Annotated in this window: 3 protein-coding genes; all 3 read left to right on the forward strand. The window is 53.9% G+C overall.

Translation table 11 applies throughout. From position 1 onward, the window contains the following. Window positions 1-190 (forward strand): hypothetical protein (locus HWQ67_RS18440; RefSeq protein WP_218254157.1); only part of this gene is annotated, 190 nt, incomplete at its 5' end. 247 nt (window positions 191-437) lie between these two features. Then, the gene (locus tag HWQ67_RS18445) at window positions 438-674 is read left to right on the forward strand and encodes a hypothetical protein (protein ID WP_218254158.1); all 237 of its coding nucleotides are present in this window, start codon (window positions 438-440) and stop codon (window positions 672-674) included. Between the two features lie 65 nt (window positions 675-739). Beyond that, window positions 740-1427, forward strand: a 688-nt coding sequence (locus HWQ67_RS18450; protein WP_218254159.1) for a hypothetical protein, incomplete at its 3' end; no start/stop codon positions are given.

The following is a 1427-nucleotide window of genomic DNA, read 5'->3' on the forward strand; positions in this document are numbered from 1 at the left end:
CGTGAGTAAATGTCTGGGGCTGGATAAATCAGCACTGGCCGCGTTCGAGTACGAGATCGGCAAGGTCAGCTGGAGTGACCGTGAAATGATGATTGCGACCGGATTGAGTGAAGAGCTTAAGCTGTATTCTCAGCGGATACAGTATCACCGTCGTATCGGTGTGACCGGTCCAGAACAGTCGTCAGCCTGAGCCGGACTTCGTCAACTTGTCGAGCTTCGGAAGCGTACCGCCAGCGCGGTCTTAGGGCCGTCAGGCTGGCTTGAAGGTGAACTATGTCGAAATTTAATGAAGCGAACGAAGGAACGGAGGAAGAGGCTCGCGTGCGAGGGGGTCACCGTTCCGAAAGTGAGCGAAAGTGGATTTCCCTGGCTGTCGGGGAGACCGGCAAATCAGAGAACTGGTCCCGGTTAACAATGGCAGCATTGGAGTAACTGCAATGAAGAACATCATCCGTATGATTATGGCGGCTGTTGCGACCGTGATTGGCACGCTCTCGAGCTATGCCGGTTCCACGCTGACAGCGGAAGCTAACCCGGACACGTACGCGACTACGTTGTTCCAGACTGTGTGGGACAAGTACGCTCTCGGCTTGGCCGTGTTCGGCAGCATCTTCATCCTCTCCCTGGTCCTCTGGCTGTGGCACTTTGCTCGCAGCAAGGGCATCCGTGGGTAGGATGTGAACGCCGCTGGTCCTGGGTGTCTGCAGCACCCTGGCCGCGGTACTGGAGGGCTATCGATGTGGGAAAACTTTATTTATTTTGCCGCTGGTGGGCTTTGCTGTTATTTGGCTTTTCTGCCGCTGTTTTGGCTCCTAAAGCGGTATTAGCCGAGTCGACTGTCAGTTGGCAGGTGATCAACGCCACCGGTACGACTACGGCCTTTAGCCTCTGGTGGGGGCTGCTGAATCAGACCGGCACGGTGTCGGCCGGGGCCGGTACTGAATCGTATATGAACACCAGTACGTTCTATTATACGATGGATCTGGTGCTGACATATCCTAGCGGCGGTACTTATACGGTTCAGATCCCGCCGGTGTACGATGTGGCTAAAGGCAACAATTTCACGGTGTATGTCCGCTGGACGATTCTTCAGGATGGCGACTCCTTCTTCGCCTTCGGCCAGAACATTGACGAGCCTATGAGCAACGAGTCGAATGCCACTCAAAATCTCCTCGCCAAGCTGCTGCTGACTCAAGGTAGGGCTGAGTCACTGTTGTCTACGATTGCAGGCCGTAACTTCGGAAGCGTGACGGATTATGTGAACAGCGAGATCGTTAAGTTCCGTGATACTCAAACCATTGCGACTCAGGGATACAATACTGCTGTGGATCTTGGTTATGCGTTCGAGGCTGGTACGACGTTAAGTTTCGAGACGACGCTGTCGTCCATAAAAAATCTTACTACGTTTACAGTGGACACTTCTGCTG

The sequence above is a fragment of the Candidatus Magnetobacterium casense genome (genome assembly GCF_019173545.1).
GTDB classification, from domain to species: Bacteria; Nitrospirota; Thermodesulfovibrionia; order Thermodesulfovibrionales; family Magnetobacteriaceae; genus Magnetobacterium; species Magnetobacterium cryptolimnobacter.

Coding starts and splice junctions, on each gene's coding strand:
- HWQ67_RS18445 (WP_218254158.1), top strand. CDS start 438: ATGAAGAACATCATCCGTATGATTATGGCGGCTGTTGCGACCGTGATT.